The sequence below is a fragment of the Amycolatopsis acididurans genome (assembly GCF_012328925.1).
GTDB classification, from domain to species: domain Bacteria; phylum Actinomycetota; class Actinomycetes; order Mycobacteriales; family Pseudonocardiaceae; genus Amycolatopsis_E; species Amycolatopsis_E acididurans.
Genome location: NZ_JAAXLS010000002.1, coordinates 307,152 through 319,883, shown reverse-complemented (window position 1 = coordinate 319,883; position 12,732 = coordinate 307,152). Strand labels below are relative to the sequence as shown.

The 12,732-nt window shown below is 70.6% G+C and carries 14 protein-coding genes; 10 read left to right on the top strand and 4 right to left on the bottom strand.

Features of this window, described 5'->3' with window-relative positions; translation table 11 throughout:
- Window positions 1–47 precede the first annotated feature (47 nt).
- From HFP15_RS05015 to fgd, 10 genes are all read left to right on the top strand, one after another.
- A complete protein-coding gene (locus HFP15_RS05015; protein WP_168511919.1) occupies window positions 48–698 on the top strand; it encodes a DUF4333 domain-containing protein in 651 nt (216 codons plus the stop codon).
- Between the two features lie 134 nt (window positions 699–832).
- Window positions 833–2,032, top strand: coding sequence for a GNAT family N-acetyltransferase (locus HFP15_RS05010; protein WP_168511917.1), 1,200 nt, complete (start codon window positions 833–835; stop codon window positions 2,030–2,032).
- Between the two features lie 33 nt (window positions 2,033–2,065).
- A complete protein-coding gene (locus HFP15_RS05005) occupies window positions 2,066–2,434 on the top strand; it encodes a DUF4333 domain-containing protein (protein ID WP_168511915.1) in 369 nt (122 codons plus the stop codon).
- Window positions 2,435–2,559: 125 nt separating this feature from the next.
- A complete protein-coding gene (locus HFP15_RS05000; protein WP_168511913.1) occupies window positions 2,560–3,357 on the top strand; it encodes an SDR family oxidoreductase in 798 nt (265 codons plus the stop codon).
- A gap of 76 nt (window positions 3,358–3,433) precedes the next feature.
- Window positions 3,434–4,342 (top strand): SDR family oxidoreductase, encoded by a 909-nt coding sequence (locus HFP15_RS04995; RefSeq protein ID WP_168511911.1) that lies wholly within the window; start codon window positions 3,434–3,436, stop codon window positions 4,340–4,342.
- The gene (locus tag HFP15_RS04990) at window positions 4,342–5,085 is read left to right on the top strand and encodes an enoyl-CoA hydratase family protein (protein WP_168511909.1); all 744 of its coding nucleotides are present in this window, start codon (window positions 4,342–4,344) and stop codon (window positions 5,083–5,085) included. The genes HFP15_RS04995 and HFP15_RS04990 overlap by 1 nt, the downstream gene beginning before the upstream one ends.
- Entirely contained in the window at window positions 5,075–5,938 is an 864-nt protein-coding gene (locus HFP15_RS04985; RefSeq protein ID WP_168511907.1) for a CoA transferase subunit A, read from the top strand. The genes HFP15_RS04990 and HFP15_RS04985 overlap by 11 nt, the downstream gene beginning before the upstream one ends.
- Window positions 5,935–6,657, top strand: coding sequence for a CoA-transferase subunit beta (locus tag HFP15_RS04980; RefSeq protein WP_168511905.1), 723 nt, complete (start codon window positions 5,935–5,937; stop codon window positions 6,655–6,657). Before HFP15_RS04985 ends, HFP15_RS04980 begins: the two co-directional genes overlap by 4 nt.
- A 2-nt stretch (window positions 6,658–6,659) precedes the next feature.
- Window positions 6,660–7,700 carry an NAD(P)H-dependent flavin oxidoreductase gene (locus HFP15_RS04975; protein ID WP_168512490.1) on the top strand — a complete coding sequence of 347 codons (1,041 nt, stop codon included), beginning with the start codon at window positions 6,660–6,662 and terminating at the stop codon, window positions 7,698–7,700.
- Between the two features lie 17 nt (window positions 7,701–7,717).
- Entirely contained in the window at window positions 7,718–8,722 is a 1,005-nt protein-coding gene (gene fgd, locus HFP15_RS04970) for a glucose-6-phosphate dehydrogenase (coenzyme-F420) (protein ID WP_168511903.1), read from the top strand.
- 2 nt (window positions 8,723–8,724) lie between these two features.
- Here the strand turns inward: fgd and HFP15_RS04965 are convergent, their stop codons facing one another.
- The 4 genes from HFP15_RS04965 to HFP15_RS04950 form a co-directional block, all read right to left on the bottom strand.
- Window positions 8,725–9,549 (bottom strand): class I SAM-dependent methyltransferase, encoded by an 825-nt coding sequence (locus HFP15_RS04965; protein WP_168511901.1) that lies wholly within the window; start codon window positions 9,547–9,549, stop codon window positions 8,725–8,727.
- Between the two features lie 94 nt (window positions 9,550–9,643).
- Window positions 9,644–10,795 (bottom strand): acetyl-CoA C-acetyltransferase, encoded by a 1,152-nt coding sequence (locus HFP15_RS04960; RefSeq protein WP_168511899.1) that lies wholly within the window; start codon window positions 10,793–10,795, stop codon window positions 9,644–9,646.
- Between the two features lie 8 nt (window positions 10,796–10,803).
- On the bottom strand, window positions 10,804–11,577 hold the full coding sequence (locus tag HFP15_RS04955; protein ID WP_168511897.1) for an SDR family oxidoreductase: 774 nt from the start codon (window positions 11,575–11,577) through the stop codon (window positions 10,804–10,806).
- Window positions 11,574–12,719, bottom strand: coding sequence for an acyl-CoA dehydrogenase family protein (locus HFP15_RS04950; RefSeq protein ID WP_168511895.1), 1,146 nt, complete (start codon window positions 12,717–12,719; stop codon window positions 11,574–11,576). Before HFP15_RS04950 ends, HFP15_RS04955 begins: the two co-directional genes overlap by 4 nt.
- Window positions 12,720–12,732 lie beyond the last annotated feature (13 nt).

Genomic DNA, 12,732 nt, shown 5'->3' with positions numbered 1-12,732 from the left:
TGTGGTTGGATCACGCAGAGCGACCCCGGCCCGGGATTGGAGTTTGGATGAGCACGCCATACGGCGGCAACGACCCGCAGCAGCCGTGGGGCCAGCAGCCTCCGCCGGGTCCGCAGTCCGGTGGCTTCCCCGCGCAGGGATATCCGCAGCAGCAACCGGGTTACGGGCAGCAGCCGCCGTACGGCCAGCCCCAGTACGGGCAGCAGCCGCAATACGGCCAGCAACCCGGTTACCCCCAGCAGCAGCCGCCGCAGTACGGGCAACAGCCCCAGTACGGGCAGTATCCGCAGCAACAGCAGCCCTACTACGGGCAGCAGGGCCAGCAGCCCGGCCAGTACGACTACGGCCAGCCCAGCGGTTTCGGCGCGCCGCAGGCGGGAGCTCCGCAGACGGGCAAGAAGCGCGGCAAGTTGTGGGCGATCATCGGTGCCGTGGTGGTCGTGATCGCCGCGGCGGTGCTCGTCACCGGCTTGTGGGCGCCGGGCTGGTTCTACACCAACAAGGTCTTCGACAACACGGCTGTCCAGAACGCGGTGAAGGAACGGGTGGGCGCGGACAGCGTGACCTGTCCGTCCGACCAGCCGGTCAAGGCGGGTACCACCTTCACCTGCCAGGTCACCGTCAAGGGCAAGCAGCAGAACGTCGAGATCAAGGTTCAGGACGATCAAGGCAGCTACCAAATCGGCCAGCCGGGGTAGGGATTGTTCCGGAATCGGCGTGCGTAGCGGTGCGGGTGGCGGCGCAAGCTGAGCCCTCACAGCAAGCGGCTCCGCCGCTTATGGTGCGTGAAAACCGGTAGCCGTGCGCGCGGGTCGTCCGCGACGATCGTGCGGTGAACGACTACACGGTACGCACGATCCGGCCGGACGAGACCCGCGCGGCCGGTGACCTGTTCCGATCCACCCTGCACCTCGGGCCGGTCAAGGACGACGAGTGGCCCTACGCCGAGCGCATGCATCAGCCGCAGCGCGGGATCGGCGCGTTCGACGGCGAACTGATCGGCACGGTCCGCTCCTTCGACACGGAACTGACAGTGCCCGGCGGAACACGCCTGCCCTTCGCCGCCGTGACCGGCGTCGGCGTGCGACCGGACCGCACCCGGCGCGGGGTCCTGCGCGCGATGATGCGCGCCCAGCTGGACGATTTCACCACGCGCGGCGTGCCGCTGGCCGGGCTTTACGCCAGCGAAGCGGTGATCTACGGCCGGTTCGGTTACGGCGCCGCGACCGTGACCAGGGACTTCGAGATCGACCGGCGGCGGGCGGCGCTCCGGCCGGAGGTGCCCGCCGGAGGTGAGGTGTCGCTGCTGTCCGCGGACAAGGCGGTGGAGCGGTTGCCGGAGTTGTACGCGAACCTGCTCGGTGACCGGCCGGGCCGGATGACGCGATCTCCGCACTGGTGGCCGGGTTTCGAGCGGGCGCTGCGCAGGGCGGAGGCGCCCGTGACCACGGTCGTCCATCATGGACCGGGCGGGGCCGACGGGTTCGCTCAGTACACAGTGGACCGACACCACTGGTCACAACCGTCCGAAATGGACGTGTGGCACCTGGAGGCGGCGAACGATGACGCCTATGCCGGGCTGTGGCGCTACCTGCTCGGAGTCGATCTCGTCGACCGGATCAAGGTGCCCGGCCGCCCGCTGGACGAGCCGGTCGAGCTGCTGCTGACCAACCCGCGTGCGTGCGACACGGTCAGCGTGGACGACGGCCTGTGGCTGCGCCTGGTGGATGTGCCCGCCGCGCTGGCCGCCCGCGAGTACGACGGCGAGCCGGTGGTGCTGGAGGTGACCGATCCGTTCCTGCCCGCCAACTCCGGCTGCTACCGGGTCTGCCCTGACGGGGTGAGCCGCACCGACGTGCCGGGTGAACTGCGGCTGACCGTGGACGCGCTCGCGATGCTGTACCTGGGGGCGTGGCGTGCCTCGGCGCTCGCGACGGCCGGACGGATCCAGCCGGCCGAGCCGAAGGCGCTCGCCCGGGCCGACCGGCTGTTCGCCACCACGGTCGCGGCCTGGTGTGGTACACACTTCTGATCACACAGGTAGCGAACGTTTCGGGGGCAGCGGGTGGCGTGGCGTTCCGCAGCGTGGGCCGGGGCCGCGGGCTCGGCGCTGATCCTGCTCGCGGGGTGCGCTGGCGGCGGTGACGCACCGCCGCCGCCCAGCTCCGGCGGGGTCGTATCGGCCGGTTCCACCAGCAGCCTGAGTCCGGCGCCGCGCATCTTCGACGAAGCCGCGCTGGAAGACGGCGTGCGGCGCGTGCTCGTCGCGTCCTACCAGCTGACCGATGTCGGCGCCGTCCGCTGCCCGTCCGGCCAGGCCGTGCAGGCCGGGATCTCGTTCGACTGCACGGTGGTGCTCGGCGGTGTCACCAAGAGCGTGACGCTGACCGTCCGCGGCGTCGACGGCACCTACGAGGTCGCGCAACCCAGGTAGTCCCACCGGCCAGCCCCGGAAACGAGTTCCTGTTTCCGGGGTCATTGTCGTGCGCCACGCCAGTGTGGCAGGGTTGTCCACAGTGAGAACATGTTCTAGTTTTGTGGGCGGAAGGTGGTGTGCCGGTGAGGACTGATCTCGGACTGGCCGGCGCCGTGGTGCTGGTGACCGGTGGCGTTCGCGGCGTGGGCCTCGGCATCAGCCGGGTGTTCCGCGCACACGGCGCCACGGTCGTGGCGTGCGCGCGGCACGAGCCGGAGTCCCTGTCGCCGGACACCGAATTCGTGGCGTGCGACGTGCGTGACGAGAACCAGGTAGCGGCGATGGTGCGCGGGATCGCCGACCGGCACGGGCGGCTGGATGTGGTGGTCAACAACGCCGGAGGCAGCCCGTTCGCGCCTGCGGCCGAGGCCTCGCCGAGGTTCCACGACAAGATCGTCGCGCTGAACCTGCTGGCTCCGCTGCTGGTGGCGCAGCACGCCAACGCCGTGATGCAGACCCAGGACACCGGCGGCGCGATCGTCATGATCTCCAGCGTGAGCGGGACCCGCCCGTCGCCGGGCACAGCCGCCTACGGCGCGGCGAAGGCCGGGCTGGACAGCCTGACCACGAGCCTCGCGGTCGAGTGGGCGCCGAAGGTGCGGGTCAACGCGCTGGACGTGGGCATGGTGCGCACCGAGCAGGCACATCTGCACTACGGCAGCGAGGCGGCCGTGGAAGCGGTGGGCAAGACCGTGCCGCTGGGCAGGCTCGCCGACCCGGAGGAGATCGGCTCCTGCGCGGCGTTTCTGGCTTCCGGGCTGGCTTCCTACGTCTCGGGCGCCACGCTGCGGGTGCACGGCGGCGGGGAGATGCCGGCCTTCCACACCGCGACCGACGTCAATAGTCCGACCAAAAGCAGGCGAACCTCGAGCGATACGTGACCGTTGCTACGCAAGCCGGATAGCCGTGACTGTGGTCGGACTATTAACAAAGACACTGTAGTTATCGGGAGGATCAGTGAACGGGTTGTGCCAGGACCGCGTGGTCATCGTGACCGGCGCGGGACGCGGCATCGGACGGGCGCACGCGCTGGCGTTCGCGGCGGAAGGGGCGCGGGTCGTCGTCAACGACGTCGGGGTGGCCCTCGACGGTTCGGCGACGGCGGACGGCCCGGCGGCGCAGGTCGTGGCGGAGATCGAGGCGCTGGGCGGTAAGGCGGTGGCCAGCACCGACGATGTCGCGGACTTCGCGGGCGCCCGGAATCTGGTGCGCACGGCCGCGGAGCATTTCGGCGGCCTGGACGTGCTGGTGAACAACGCGGGTTTCGTGCGGGACCGGATGCTGGTCAACCTCGGCGAGGACGAGTGGGACGCGGTGATCCGCGTACATCTGAAGGGCCATTTCGCGCCGTTGCGGCACGCGGCCGAGTACTGGCGCGGTGAGGCGAAAGCCGGGCGCACCCCCGCCGCCCGGGTGATCAACACCAGTTCGGGCGCGGGCCTGCTGGGCAGCGTCGGGCAGGTCAACTACTCCGCGGCGAAGGCCGGGATCGCCGGGCTGACCGTGGTCGCGGCCGCGGAGCTGGGCCGGTACGGGGTGACGGTGAACGCGATCGCGCCCTCGGCGCGCACCAGGATGACCGAGGACGTGTTCGCGGAGATGATGGCCCGCCCCGACGACGGCTTCGACGCGATGGCGCCGGAGAACATCTCGCCGCTGGTGGTGTGGCTGGGCAGCACCGAATCGGCGGCGGTGACCGGCCGCGTGTTCGAGGTCGAGGGTGGCAAGGTCTCGCTCGCCCAGGCCTGGCGCCACGGCCCGGAGACCGACAAGGGCAGCCGCTGGGCGCCCGCCGAACTCGGCCCGGTGGTGACCGATCTGCTCGAGCGCGCGCCCGAGCCCGAACCCGTGTACGGAGCGAGCTGATGCCGATCAGGACAGAACGGGCCGAGGAACACATCGAGGTCCTGACGGTGGACTTCCCGCCGGTCAACGCGTTGCCGGTGCAGGGCTGGTTCGACCTCGCGACCGCGATCAGGCGCGCGGGCGAGGATCCCGAGGTGCACGTCGTCGTGCTGCGGGCCGAAGGCCGTGGTTTCAACGCCGGTGTGGACATCAAGGAGATCCAGCGCAGCGCCGGATACGACGCGCTCGTCGGCGCGAACCGCGGCTGCTACGCCGCGTTCGGTGCGGTCTACGACTGTGCGGTGCCGGTGGTGGCGGCGGTGCACGGGTTCTGCCTCGGTGGCGGCATCGGCCTGGTGGGCAACGCGGACGTGGTGATCGCGTCCGAGGACGCGACGTTCGGGGTGCCCGAGGTCGAACGTGGCGCGCTCGGGGCGGCGACGCATCTGGCGCGGCTGGTGCCGCAGCATCTGATGCGCACCCTGTACTTCACCGCGCGCACGATCACCGCCGCCGAACTGCACGCGCACGGCTCGGTGTACCAGGTGGTGCCGCGCGAGGGGCTGGACGAGGCGGCGCTGGCGGTGGCGCGGGACATCGCGAAGAAGGACACCCGGGTCATCCGCGCCGCGAAGGAGGCGCTCAACGGGATCGACCCGATCCAGGTGCACCGCAGTTACCGGTTCGAGCAGGGCTTCACCTTCGAGCTGAACCTGCTCGGCGCGTCGGACGAGGCCCGTGAGGAGTTCCTGAATGGCCGATAAACGCATGACCGCCGACGAGGTGGCCGCCGAGATCCGCGACGGGATGACCGTCGGCATCGGCGGGTGGGGTTCCCGCCGCAAGCCGATGGCCCTGGTGCGGGCGTTGCTGCGGACCCCGGTGAAGGACCTGACCGTGGTGTCCTACGGCGGTCCGGATGTGGGGCTGCTGTGCGCGGCGGGCAAGGTCAAGCGGGTGGTGTTCGGGTTCGTCACGCTCGACTCGGTGCCGTTCGACCCGTGGTTCGGCCGGGCCCGCGAGACCGGTGCGATCGAGGTCACCGAGTACGACGAGGGCATGTTCGGCGCCGCGCTGTCCGCCGCCGCGCAGCGGTTGCCGTTCCTGCCGTTGCGGGCCGGGCTGGGTTCGGACGTGATGCGCGTGAACCCCGGCCTGCGCACGGTGCGCTCGCCCTATGCCGACGGCGAGGAATTGGTCGCGGTGCCCGCGCGGGAACTCGATGTGGCGCTGGTGCACCTCAATCGCGGTGACGCGCGGGGTAACGCGCAGTATCTCGGCCCGGATCCCTATTTCGACGACCTGTTCTGCCTCGCGGCGAAGCGAAGGTTCGTGTCGGTGGAGAAGGTCGTGGACACCGGCGAGCTGACCAAAGAAGGCCCGGTGCAGTCGCTGCTGCTCAATCGGTCCACTGTGGATGGTGTGGTGGAGGCGCCGAGGGGTGCGCACTTCACCACGGCGGTGCCCGACTACGGGCGGGACGAACGGTTCCAGCGTCACTACGCCGCCTGCGCCAAGGACCTCGACGCGTGGCCGGGTTTCGCCGACCGGTTCCTGTCCGGGGACGAGAAGACCTATCTGTCCGAAGTGGACAAGTTCGAGGCGGAGGTGGCATGAGCGCGACCAGGGCCGAGATCGCCGTCGTGGCGGTGGCCGAGCTGTTCCGTGGCGACGGGGAGATCGTGGCCAGCCCGATGGGGCTGATCCCGTCGCTGGGCGCCAAACTCGCGCGGCGCACGTTCGAACCGGATCTGCTGCTCTCCGACGGCGAGGCCTACCTGATGACCGACGAGGGCGTCGTGGAGGGGTGGCAGCCGTTTCGCAAGATGCTCGACACGATCGTCCCGCACGGCAAGCGGCACGTCGTGATGGGCGCCAACCAGATCGACCGGTTCGGCAACCAGAACATCTCCGCCATCGGCGACCACGCCCGCCCCGCCAAGCAACTGCTCGGCGTGCGCGGCGCGCCGGGCAACACCGCCAATCACCGCACCAGCTACTGGGTGCCCCGCCACAGCAAGCGGGTGTTCGTCGACGCGGTCGACGTCGTGTCCGGCGTCGGTTACGACAACGCCGCCAAGGCCGGGCTGCGTTACCACGACGTGCACCGCGTGGTCACCAACCTCGGCGTGTTCGCGTTCGACGGGCCCGAGCACGCCATGCGCGCCGTCTCGCTGCATCCCGGCGTGACGGCCGAGGAGGTGACGGCCGTGACCTCGTTCGACGTCGACTGCGACGGGGCCGATGTGAGCCGCGAGCCCACCGATGAGGAGCTGCTGCTGATCCGCGAGATACTGGACCCGAAAAGCCTGCGGGACAAGGAAGTTCCATCGTGAGCATCCGCACGGCGCTGACCGGGCTGGTCGGAATCGAGCATCCCGTGGTGCAGACGGGCATGGGCTGGGTCGCGGGGCCCCGGCTCGTCTCCGCCACCGCCGAAGCCGGCGGGCTGGGCATCCTCGCCTCGGCCACGATGACCTACCCGCAGCTGGAGTCGGCCGTCGCGGAGGTGAAGAAGCGCACGGACAAACCGTTCGGGGTCAACCTGCGCGCCGACGCGGCGGACGCCGGGCAGCGGGTCGACCTGCTCATCCGTGAGGGGGTCAAGGTCGCCTCGTTCGCGCTCGCGCCGCGCAAGGAGATGATCGCCAAGCTCTCCGACCACGGCATCGTCGTCGTGCCCTCGATCGGCGCGGCGCGGCATGCCGAAAAGGTCGCCTCATGGGGCGCGCACGCCGTGATCGTGCAGGGCGGCGAGGGCGGCGGGCACACCGGGGGAGTGGCCACCACGCTGCTGCTGCCCTCGGTACTGGACGCGGTGGACATTCCGGTCATCGCCGCGGGCGGCTTCTTCGACGGGCGTGGGCTGGCCGCCGCGCTCGCCTACGGGGCGGCGGGTGTCGCGATGGGCACGCGGTTCCTGCTGAGTAAGGAGAGCACCGTCCCCGACGAGGTCAAAAGCCTGTACCTGGAGCAGAACCTCACCGGCACCGTGGTGACCCGCCGCGTCGACGGGCTGCCGCACCGGGTGCTGCGCACGGCACTGGTCGACCAACTCGAAAGCGCCGGCCGGGTGCGCGGCACCGCCCGGGCGGTGCGCAACGCCCTGCGGTTCCGCAAGATCACCGGGCTCTCGCTGCCGGCCATGGTGCGCGAGGGGCTGGCCATGAAACACGGCAACGACCTGAGCTGGGGTCAGCTGATCATGGCCGCCAACACGCCGATGCTGCTGCGTGCGGGCCTGGTCGAGGGGCGCACCGACGCCGGTGTGCTGGCCTCGGGCCAGGTGGTGGGCATGATCCGGGACCTGCCGACGGTGGCGGAGATCATCGAGGGCGCGGTGACCCAGGCCGAGGAGATCCTGCACCGCCTCGGCTGAGGACTAGGATCGGGATCATGGCTTTGAGGGTTGGTTACAAGGCGTCGGCCGAGCAGTTCGGGCCGCGGGATCTGGTCGAGTACGCGGTGCGGGCCGAGGAGGTCGGTCTCGACTCGGTGTGGGTGTCCGACCACTTTCTGCCGTGGCGGCATGAGGGCGGGCACGCGCCGTGGGCGCTCGCGTGGATGCCGGCGGTGGCCGAGCGCACGAAGCGCGTGCTGATCGGCACGAGCGTGCTCACCCCGACGTTCCGTTACAACCCGGCCGTGATCGCGCAGGCTTTCGCGACGATGTCGTTGCTGTCGGGTGGGCGCGTGATACTGGGCGCGGGTACCGGCGAGGCGCTCAACGAGATCGCCGTGTCGGGCCGGGAGTGGCCGGAGTTCAAGGAGCGGTTCGCGCGCCTGCGCGAGTCGGTCCGGCTCATGCGTGAGCTGTGGACCAAGGACAACGTGTCGTTCGAGGGCGACTACTACACGCTGGTCGACGCCAAGATCTACGACCGGCCGGAGCGGCCGGTCCCGGTCTACATCGCGGCCGGCGGGCCGGTGGTGGCCAAGTACGCGGGGCGCGCGGGGGACGGGTTCATCTGCACCTCGGGTAAGGGGATGGATCTCTACACCGAGAAGCTGATGCCCGCGATGCACGAGGGCGCGGCGGCCGCGGAACGCGACGCGGCGGGCATAGACCGGATGATCGAGATCAAGATGTCCTATGACCGGGACCCGGGCAAGGCCCTGGACAACACCCGGTTCTGGGCGCCGCTGTCGCTGTCGGCGGAGCAGAAGCACACCGTGTCCTCCGCGGAGGAGATGGAGCGACTGGCCGACGAGCTGCCGATCGAGCAGATCGCCAAGCGCTGGATCGTCGCCTCCGATCCGGACGAGGCGGTCGCGCAGATCAAGCCGTACCTGGACGCGGGCCTCGACCACCTGGTCTTCCACGGCCCCGGCCACGACCAGGAGCGCTTCCTGAGCCAGTTCGCCGAGGACGTGCTGCCGAGGCTGCGCGCACTGGGCTGAAGTCAGCCCGGCCGCCTGGCCCACGCGGTGACCAGCGGCGGCAGGATCGCGATCGCGTTCTCGGCGCCGGGTTCGGCGCGCAGGCGTCCGGGCAGCGCGGCCAGATCGGTGACCGTGTCGTCCAGGTCGAGGCCGAGCTGGGCGGCCACGGGCAGCAGCACACGCCACACACCCATGACGAAGGCCATGACGTCCGGATCGGACAGCGGGCCGAGGTAGCCGCCCATGATCAACCGCGGGGCCGGCAGGCCGGCGCGGCGGAAGAGCTCGTGCATCGTGGTGCCCATCTCGGTGTTCGCTCCGGCGCCGCGGAAGCTGCGCACGATGAGGTCGCGCACCCGCGTGAACAGCGGCAGTTCCGGAACGCTCGTGGCGGCGCTGACCTGGAAGTCCTGGAAGGTCACCACCCCGCCGGGCCGGACGAGGCCCGTCAGATGGCGCAGGGCCGCGACGGGATCGGGCAGGTGCATGAGCAGCAGCCGCCCGATCACCGCGTCGTACGGTTCGGCGGCCCCGAGGTCCTCGATCCGGGCGTGCCGGAACGTGATCGTGGACAGTCGCCGCTCGGCGGCCCGCAGCGCGGCGACGTCGAGGATGGCGGCCTGCGCGTCGACGGCGGTGACCGCGCCGGTCGGGCCGACCAGGTGTGCCGCGGTGATCGACACGTCCCCGGGCCCGCAGCCCACGTCGAGCACGCGCATCCCGGGTTCGAGCCCGGCCAGGCGCAGCGCCTGTTCGGTGTGGGCGCGGTAGAGCCGTCCCTGCAGCAGGAGCCGCTCGACCTCGGGATCGTCGTGGCCGAGCACGTAACCGGTTTCCGTGGGCATGCGGTCAGTCTGCCGACCGGCCGGGTGGAGCCGGGAAAACCGGTGGTTAACAACCGCCCGCCATGCTAATTGGTACGCGGTGAACCCGTTCCGTTCACAGCCGTTCGATGATCGTGACGTTCGCGGTGCCGCCGCCCTCGCACATGGTCTGCAGGCCGTAGCGGCCACCGCGGCGGTCGAGTTCGTGCAGCAACGTCGCGAGCAGCTTCGTGCCGGTGGCGCCGATGGGATGGCCGAGCGCGATGCCGCCGCCGTTGACGTTGACGTGTTCGGGGTCGGCGCCGGTTTCCTCGAGCCAGGCGAGCACGACGCTGGCGAACGCTTCGTTGACTTCGAACAGGTCGATGTCGTCCACGGTGAGGCCGGTTTTGCGCAGCGCGTGCGCGGTGGCGGGGATGGGCCCGGTGAGCATCCACACGGGGTCGGCGGCGCGGACGGAGATGTGGTGGATGCGGGCGCGCGGCGTGATTCCGGTGCGGCGCACGAAATCCTCCGACGCGAGCAGCGCGGCGCTGGCCCCGTCGGAGATCTGGCTGGCCACCGCCGCGGTCAGCCGGGAGCCGTCGCTGAGCGGCTTGAGGGACCGCATCCGTTCGAGGCTGGTGTCGCGGCGCGGGCCCTCGTCGTGCCGGAAGTCGTCCACCGCCACGGTTTCGGCGTCGAACCGGCCCGCGTCGATCGCGGCCAGGGCACGCTGGTGGCTGCGCAGCGCGTAGGTTTCCATGGCCTCGCGAGAAAGGTCCCAGTGCTCGGCGATCATGTCGGCGCTGCGGAACTGGGAGATCTCGGTGCTGCCGTAGCGGTTCTGCCAGCCCTTCGAACCGGAGAACGGGTCGTCGAAGCCGAACTCGCGCCCGGCGAGCATCGCGGCACTGATCGGGATCTGAGTCATGTTCTGCACGCCGCCGGCGAGCACGAGGTCCTGCGTGCCGGACATGACGGCCTGCGCGGCGAAATGCACGGCCTGCTGGCTCGATCCGCACTGCCGGTCGACGGTCACACCCGGCACGTGGTCGGGGAAACCGGCGGCGAGCCACGCGGTGCGCGCGATGTTGCCCGCCTGCGAGCCGAGCGTGTCGGTGCACCCGAGAATCACGTCGTCCACCAGGCCGGGATCGACTCCGGTGCGGGAGAGGGCGGCGGCGAGCACGTGCGCGGCGAGATCGGCCGAGTGCATGCCGGACAGGGCACCGCCGCGGCGGCCGATAGGTGTGCGGACGGCGTCGAGGAGAAAAGCTTCGGGCACGGGAACTCCTAGGGATGCTGGCTGGAGACGGAGACGACTTCGCCGGTCAGGTAGCTCGCGTAGTCGCTGGCGAGGAACACCATGACGTTGGCGACCTCCCACGGCTGGGCGGCGCGGCCGAACGCTTCGCGGCCTTCGAGTTCGTGCAGCAGCTCGTCGCTGGTGACCTTGGCCAGGAACGGGTGCATGGCGATGCTCGGCGCGACGGCGTTGATGCGGGTGCCGTGCTCGGCGGCGTCCAGCGCGGAGCAGCGCGTCAGCGCCATCACCCCCGCCTTGGCCGCCGCGTAGTGGGCCTGTCCGGCCTGGGCGCGCCAGCCGATCACCGATGCGTTGTTGACGATGGCGCCGCCCCCGCCCTGTGCGACGAACTGGCGCAGCGCCGCGCGGGTGCACCGGAACGTGCCGGTGAGGGTGATGTCCAGGACGCGCGACCACTGCTCGTCGGTCATCTCCAGTACGGACGCGGTGCCGCCGAGCCCGGCGTTGTTGATCATCACGTCGATCCGTCCGAAGTGACCGGCCGCGTCGTCGATCAGGCGCTGCACCTGCTCCTCGGAGGTGACGTCACAGGGGATCGCGTGCACCTTGCCGAGTTCGGCGAGTTCCGCGGCCTTCTCGCCGAGCCGCCGCTCGTGCCAGTCGCTGATGACGACCGACGCGCCTTCCTCCAGGCACCGTTTCGCGACCGCCGACCCGATGCCGGTGCCCGCCGCGGCGGTGACCACGACGGTCTTCCCGGCGAGCAGGTCGTGACCGGGCGGGTACTGCGGAATCGTCATGGGCGCGCCTCCCGTGGCAGGCCGAGCACACGCTCGGCGATGATGTTGCGCTCGATCTCGTCCGAGCCGCCGTAGATGGTGTCCGCTCGGGTGAACAGGAACAGCCGCTGCCACTGGTCCAGTTCGCCGTCGTGGACAAGGGACCGGGCGCCGCGGGCGCGCATGGCGAGTTCGCCGAGACCACGATGCCACTGCGCCCACAGCAGTTTGCCGACCGCGACCTCCGGCCCGGGTTCCTGCCCGAGCGTGCGCAGGGCGTGAGCACGCAGCACGCGCAACCCCATCCGCGCGCGGACGAGGTCGGCGCGCACCAGCGGATCGTCGTAGGCACCGGTGCGTTCGGCCTCGGCGACGATGCCGTCGAGTTCGCGGCGGAACCCGATCTGCTGGCCCAGCGTGGACACCCCGCGTTCGAAACCGAGGGTGGCCATCGCGACCTTCCACCCGTCGCCGGGTTCGCCGACCACCATTTCGGCCGGGGTCCGCGCGCCGTCGAAGAACACCTCGTTGAACTCCGACGTGCCGGTCAGCTGGTCGATCGGGCGTACCGTCACGCCGTCCTGGCGCAGCGGCACCAGCAGGTAGGACAGGCCGCGGTGCCGTCGCGAACCCTGCTCGGTGCGGGCCAGCACGAAACACCAGTCCGCCACGTGTGCCAGCGACGTCCAGATCTTCTGCCCGGTGACCACCCAGTGGCCGTCGTCAAGCCTGGCGGAGGTGGACACGCCCGCGAGATCCGAACCCGCGCCGGGCTCGGAGTAGCCCTGACACCACAGTTCCTCGACCGCGACGATCCTGGGCAGGAACCGTTCTTGCTGAGCGGGAGTGCCGAACGCGATCAAGGTCGGTCCGAGCAACTGCTCACCGAGATGGTTGACGCGCGCGGGCGCACCGGATGCCGCGTACTCCTCATGGAAGGCGACCTGCTCGTCCAGCGACAGCCCGCGGCCGCCGAACTCGCGCGGCCAGCCGACACAGGTCCAGCCCGCGGCGGCCATGTGCCGCTCCCACGCCAGCCGCGGCTCGAAGGCCTCGTGCTCGCGCCCGGGGCCGCCGAGCCCGCGTAATTCGGCGTACTCCCCGGCGAGGTTGTCCGCGAGCCAGTCCGCGACCTCGCGGCGGAACCGCGTCAGGTCGTCCACACCGCCTCCCTGA